The sequence below is a fragment of the Roseibium sp. SCP14 genome (assembly GCF_040329475.1).
GTDB lineage: Bacteria > Pseudomonadota > Alphaproteobacteria > Rhizobiales > Stappiaceae > Roseibium.
The window spans coordinates 61,295-67,294 of sequence record NZ_JBDZYH010000015.1; the positions used below are offsets into that span (position 1 = coordinate 61,295).

Here is a 6,000-nt window from a genome sequence, read left to right on the forward strand (position 1 = left end):
AGAAGCCGCCATAGGGCAGGGAAGTCCGCCCCCGGTCACAGGTGTGCCGGTCAAGGTTGCCAAGCCGGTCTGGTGGCGGATGGCGATGCAGCGTTGAGGGTCCGCTGTCCGACACTTGCGGTCAATCAGGTTCGGGATAATGTCGAACGATGGCCAGCGAGATATTCGACGACAAAACAAAAGCGAACCGCCGTGCATGGAACGCTCGACGCTATGAAGCGTGGGTGTCCGCGTTTGGTGGACCAGAAGCGGCGGCGCAAAGGATCGCATCTGATCCCAAGCATGTCTTGCGACGTTTGTTGCCTTACCTGGGTTCAGTTGCAGATCGGCGTGTCTGTAGTGTGCAGGGGTCTCATGGGCGAGTCGCCGTCGCACTTGGCCATCTCGGCGCGAACGTCGTTGTAATCGACTTCTCAGAGGATAACAGGCGCTATGCGCTTGAACTTGGCATTCTCCATTACCACCAGAACCTGAACCGCTTTTTCAAAGTTATGCGTGAGCTTGCGGACGATGACGGCACGCTGCTCTTGAATGAATTCCATCCAGTCCAGCGCAAGCTATACTGGCCTGACGGACCGCAACATTACTTCCATGCAGACTTGATTGAAGCGGATGTTCCGAACCCGGTAAAGGATGGCGAAAGTCTCGGAACGTGTAGCTATAGGTTTTGGACCATGGGCGAGATTGTGACTGCCGTCGTGAATGCGGGCTTCACGATCGAAAGGCCCGACGAGCATCCCGATTGGCTGGACCCGACCATCCCAGGCTCCTTCACACTGGTGGCCAGAACGTGACATTGGGTTGCGGATGGCAGCTGCAGGGCTGGAAGTCGCCACAGGGCAGGGAGGTTAGCCCCCGGTCAGTTGTGCGGGCCGGCGTAGCCAAGCCTGTCGAGAGGCAGATGGGAACACGCTCTTATGGCGCCGCTATCTTTACGGCTTTAACGCAGCCGCTTTCCTTGAGTGGAGGTTGTGCTCAAGGCACGGAAAGGTAGAATGAGCTATTCGTTCGGCTGTTGATTTGAATGCCGACTGATTGAACATCATTGGGCGTCAAGAAAACTCGTATTCTCTCTGAAATTTCACTGGACAGGACACGTTAGTGAAGTTTGGCAGCACGACGCTAACTCTCGAAGATGTCCTGCTTTCCGAACTCGATCAGGGGGATTTCCTGTTCAGCTGAGTTTCGGCGGTTTAAATAACCTTGAGCTGTGAATGGGTGAACAGCGTCAGATGACCATGTAGGGAGTTTTGACGCCGTTGCTTGAGCAGAACCGAAAAAGATGTCCCATCCAATTTTGTAGAAACAAATGCCACCAGCTTAGCAAGCGAGTTTGCTCAAACACCCTGGAACAACACGTCCAAAGCTCTCGTTATTTCCGAGTAATGCTCATCGAGACTGCCAATTGGATCACTGAGTTGCGCTGCAGAAACTGCCGACAGGAACTGGGTCGCCATGACGAGAGCCTCGCCTTCGAAAGTGAAGACTGGATTTAGGAACTTCGCAGGTGCAGGTGCTTCCGATTTGGGAAGCAAAGGCACCACAACTCTTGTGTTCAGGTTTTCCAGCAGACCCGCTTGAACATCCATAACGAGGACATGACCGGGTTCAAGCCAATGAAGATGGTTTCGTGCCATCAGAAGAGCCGGTTCTTTTCGAGCGGCAATCCATGTTCTTCAACAAAGGTATTTGAACTTTTCAATGCAGCCTGGTTTTCCAGTTTCCATTGATCAGCAAGCGTTTTGGTCACAGCGGAGCGAATACCTTCCTCGGCGGCCTGCGAGATGTTGATCCCGAGTTCCTTCGCCGAGCGAACCAGTGAGGCGTCGATTGTCAGGTTGGTCGATTTGCGAGCAGCAGCTGGCGACATATCAATCGTTCCTGAAATGTACTTTGAGGCATTGAATAATATCTCAAAATACACGCGCCTTCAATGCGCATACTAAATGCGCGTAACACGTTTTATGGAATTACTCAAAACTAAATATTTCCGCTAAGAAAACGCACCTTCTTCTCTAAGGAGAGATGCCTGATAAAGGACATTATCATATACTTATGTGTCCGTTCTGGACGCTGACAACCGGCTCCCGCACGAGACACTAAGTGCCATCGACCAGCAACAGACGGCGCACCGCTGAGCCAAGGCCCGTAGCTGCGCGTAGCTTATGGTGCGTATGACGATTACCGAGGACGCTGAGAACCTGACAACTTTTTTTGTCGAAATTATATTTCTACCGGCCCTGGCACTTAATGCCTCTTGTTGAAGCGATAAGTAGCGCGAAAAATTACGGTTACTGAACAAATCTGATGCGCTGCATCCATCCCCAAATAGCCCACACCGTAAAACATTGTTTACGTTGCGGTACTCAGATACTCAACCTAAAGACGCACACTTATAACTTGTGATCGATTTTTGCCCTGTTAACGTCAATTTGTTTCGAGACTCGATTCGACTTTTGGAACACATGATTTGTTAATATATCTAAGGGACTTAAGGGTCGATAATGGCAAATACATCTCCTGCAGCAAATGCAATTTCCGCGTCATCAGATGAAAACTCAGCCATTATCGTATACGCCGAATTCACGGATCCTGATACTTCCGACACCCACACCTTCAGCGTCGACACAACGGGCACGCTTGGCTCTGTCACCAACAACGGCGACGGTACCTTCAGCTACGACCCGAACGGCCAGTTCGAGCACCTGGCCGCCGGCGAAACGGCGACCGACACCTTCACCTACACAGTTGACGATGGCAATGGCGGCAGCTCAACAGAGACCGTGACTGTCACCATAACCGGCCAGAATGATGCTCCGGTTGTTGTTGCTGTGAGTGCGACTGCATCGGAAGACGGGCCGGCAGTTACCGTGACTGCCAACTATTCCGATGTGGATGGTTCCGACACACACACCTTCAGCGTCGACACAACGGGCACGCTTGGCTCTGTCACCAACAACGGCGACGGCACCTTCAGCTACGACCCGAACGGCCAGTTCGAGCACCTGGCCGTCGGCGAGACCGCGACCGACACGTTCACATATACCGTCGACGACGGCAACGGCGGCACCTCGACCGAGACCGTGACGGTCACAATCACCGGACAGAATGATGCTCCGGTTGCTGTTGCCGTCAGTTCGGCAGCATCGGAAGACGGACCGGCGGTCACAATCACCGCCAATTATTCTGATGCGGACGGCTCCGACAGCCCCACCTTCAGCGTCGACACAACGGGCACGCTTGGCTCTGTCACCAACAACGGCGACGGCACCTTCAGCTACGACCCGAACGGCCAGTTCGAGCACCTGGCCGCCGGCGAAACGGCGACCGACACCTTCACCTACACGGTCGACGACGGCAACGGCGGCACTTCGACCGAGACCGTGACAATCACCATTACCGGTCAGAATGATGCTCCGGTTGCTGTTGCTGTGAGTGCGACTGCATCAGAAGACGGGCCGGCAGTTACCGTGACTGCCAATTATTCTGATGTGGACGGCTCCGACAGCCACACCTTCAGCGTCGACACAACGGGCACGCTTGGTGCTGTCACCAACAACGGCGACGGTACCTTCAGCTACAACCCGAACGGTCAGTTCGAGCACCTGGCTGCCGGAGAAGCAGCGACCGACACGTTCACCTACACAGTTGACGATGGCAACGGCGGCAACTCAACAGAGACCGTGACCGTTACGATCACCGGGCAGAATGATGCTCCGGTGGCTGTAGCAATGGCGCTTGCCGCATCTGAAGATACCCCGAGTGTAACCTTCTCCCCTTCCTTCACGGATACGGACCTCTCGGACACCCACACAGTGTCTTTTGATCTTGGTGCCGGCTCTTACAACACCATCACGGATAACGGTGATGGTACCTACACATTCGCTGCCGGAGGGAATTACAACAGTCTGGCTGCAGGTGAAACGGTGCAAGAGACATTCTCCTTTACAGTCACAGACAGCCAGAGTGTCTCCGCAACAGAAACGGTTACCGTTACAATCACCGGACAGAATGATGCTCCGGTGGCCGTTGCACTTACCACGACCGTTTCTGAAGACGGGCCTGGATCGGTTCTCACCGCAAGTTTTACAGACGCGGATGCCTCCGACAGCCACACATTCAGTATCGACACCTCGGGCACGCTTGGCTCGGTCACCAACAATGGCGATGGTACATTCTCCTACGATCCGAACGGGCAATTCGAGCACCTGGCTGCCGGTGAAACGGCGACCGACACGTTCACTTACACTGTCGATGATGGCAACGGTGGTACCTCGACGGAGACCGTGACGGTCACCATAACGGGCCAGAATGATGCTCCGGTTGCTGTTGCTGTCAGTTCGACAGCATCAGAAGACGGACCGGCGCTCACGATCACCGCCAACTATTCTGATGCGGACGGCTCCGCCAGCCACACCTTCAGCGTCGACACAACGGGCACGCTTGGCTCGGTCACCAACAATGGGGACGGCACCTTCAGCTATGACCCGAATGGTCAGTTCGAACATTTGGCTGTCGGCGAGATCGCGACCGACACCTTCACCTACACCGTCGATGACGGCAATGGCGGCACTTCGACCGAGACCGTGACAATCACCATTACTGGTCAGAACGATGCGCCGGTCGCCTTGGCTGTCGCCGCTGCTGCATTGGAAGACGGACCGTCCGTCACCGTGACCGCGAACTATTCCGATGCCGATGCCTCCGATACCCACACCTTCAGCATCGACACCACAGGCACGCTCGGCTCCGTTACCAACAATGGCGACGGCACGTTTTCCTACCATTCGAACGGTCAGTTCGAGCACCTGGCCGTCGGCGAGACCGCGACCGACACCTTCACCTACACCGTCGATGACGGCAATGGCGGCACCTCGACCGAGACCGTGACGGTCACCATCACCGGCCAGAATGATGCTCCGGTTGCTGTTGCTGTCAGTTCGGCAGCATCAGAAGACGGACCGGCGCTCACAATCACCGCCAACTATTCTGATGCGGATGCTTCCGATACCCATACCTTCAGCGTCGACACCACGGGCACGCTCGGTTCCGTCACCAACAACGGCGACGGTACGTTCAGCTATAATCCGAACGGCCAGTTCGAGCACTTGGCCTCCGGAGAGACCGCGACCGACACGTTCACCTACACTGTCGATGATGGCAACGGTGGTACCTCGACGGAGACCGTGACGGTCACCATCACCGGCCAGAACGATGCGCCGGTCGCCTTGGCTGTCGCCGCTGCAGCATCCGAAGACGGACCGTCCGTCACCGTGATCGCGAACTATTCCGATGCTGACACGTCCGACACCCACACCTTCAGCATCGACACCTCAGGCACACTTGGGTCAGTTACCAACAATGGTGACGGCACCTTCAGCTATGACCCGAATGGTCAGTTCGAACATTTGGCTGTCGGCGAGATCGCGACCGACACGTTCACCTACACCGTCGATGACGGCAATGGCGGCACCTCGACCGAGACCGTGACAATCAACATCACCGGCCAGAATGATGCTCCGGTTGCTGTTGCTGTGAGTGCGACTGCATCAGAAGACGGGCCGGCAGTTACCGTGACTGCCAACTATTCTGATGTGGATGCTTCCGACTCTCACACCTTCAGTCTTGATACCGCGGGAACGCTTGGCTCTGTCACCAACAACGGCGACGGCACCTTCAGCTACGATCCCAGCGGCGCATTCGGTTATCTTTCTGTCGGTGAGATAGCAACCGACACCTTCACCTACACGGTGGATGACGGCAACGGAGGAACCTCCACGGAAACGGTGACAATACGCATCACCGGCGGTTCGGGTGGCGCTTCTAAACTGATAGCTTCCGACGGAGGAAGTTCCGATTACTTCGGCCGTGCCGTTGGCAGCAATGAGACTGGCACCATTGTGGTTGGTGCTTACGGAGATGACGATGCTGCAACGAACGCCGGCGCTGTTTATGTCTACACCCCGAATGCTTCTGGTGGCTATGACGAGACCAAACTGA

Annotated in this window: 4 protein-coding genes; 2 read left to right on the forward strand and 2 right to left on the reverse strand. The window is 55.4% G+C overall.

Features of this window, described 5'->3' with window-relative positions; all coding sequences use genetic code 11:
- The first annotated feature begins 149 nt into the window (after positions 1-149).
- Complete coding sequence (locus ABLQ08_RS31875; RefSeq protein ID WP_352950810.1) at positions 150-794, forward strand: SAM-dependent methyltransferase; 645 nt, start codon at positions 150-152, stop codon at positions 792-794.
- 543 nt (positions 795-1,337) lie between these two features.
- Here ABLQ08_RS31875 and ABLQ08_RS31880 read toward each other — a convergent pair.
- Together ABLQ08_RS31880 and ABLQ08_RS31885 are read right to left on the reverse strand one after the other, a co-directional pair.
- On the reverse strand, positions 1,338-1,637 hold the full coding sequence (locus tag ABLQ08_RS31880; protein ID WP_352950811.1) for a CcdB family protein: 300 nt from the start codon (positions 1,635-1,637) through the stop codon (positions 1,338-1,340).
- A complete protein-coding gene (locus ABLQ08_RS31885; RefSeq protein ID WP_352950812.1) occupies positions 1,637-1,870 on the reverse strand; it encodes a type II toxin-antitoxin system CcdA family antitoxin in 234 nt (77 codons plus the stop codon). Before ABLQ08_RS31885 ends, ABLQ08_RS31880 begins: the two co-directional genes overlap by 1 nt.
- Before the next feature lie 634 nt (positions 1,871-2,504).
- Between ABLQ08_RS31885 and ABLQ08_RS31890 the strand changes: the two genes are divergently transcribed.
- Positions 2,505-6,000 (forward strand): beta strand repeat-containing protein (locus ABLQ08_RS31890; protein WP_352950813.1); only part of this gene is annotated, 3,496 nt, incomplete at its 3' end.

Bases quoted from the DNA above. Each gene is read 5' to 3' on its own strand.
- ABLQ08_RS31875 (WP_352950810.1), top strand. From the start codon at position 150: ATGGCCAGCGAGATATTCGACGACAAAACAAAAGCGAACCGCCGTGCA.
- ABLQ08_RS31880 (WP_352950811.1), bottom strand. From the start codon at position 1,637: ATGGCACGAAACCATCTTCATTGGCTTGAACCCGGTCATGTCCTCGTT.
- ABLQ08_RS31885 (WP_352950812.1), bottom strand. From the start codon at position 1,870: ATGTCGCCAGCTGCTGCTCGCAAATCGACCAACCTGACAATCGACGCC.